The organism is Bacteroides sp. HMSC067B03 (assembly GCF_001811315.1).
GTDB classification, from domain to species: Bacteria; Bacteroidota; Bacteroidia; order Bacteroidales; family Bacteroidaceae; genus Bacteroides; species Bacteroides faecis.
In genome coordinates this window covers 1-244 of sequence record NZ_KV804381.1, presented here as the reverse complement: position 1 = coordinate 244, position 244 = coordinate 1, and the positions used below count along the sequence as shown (strand labels likewise).

1 pseudogene is annotated in these 244 nt (G+C 47.1%); it reads right to left on the bottom strand.

The features are described from left to right. A pseudogene (locus HMPREF2794_RS15955) lies at positions 1 to 200 on the bottom strand (reverse transcriptase); the annotation flags it as partial. Between the last annotated feature and the right edge of the window lie 44 nt (positions 201 to 244).

Below are 244 nucleotides of genomic sequence, written 5' to 3'. Positions count from 1 at the left end.
GATAAGGGTATGTCATAGATCGGTTTATCTGTTGCGGAAACGGGACGAACCCTGCCTGCGTTAGTCTTGTTGTTCGTGTTCACGTTGCCGTTGTTCATGTTCACGTACCACGCGTTCGAGGATTCAGCATTCACTGTCTTAGTCTTTCCCGGTTCATCACCGGAGGAATGCCCAATAGATAAATTAGATTGCTCTCCCATAAACTCCGTGAAGATTATGGCTCTGGCTTTACGGAAGCTGTCTT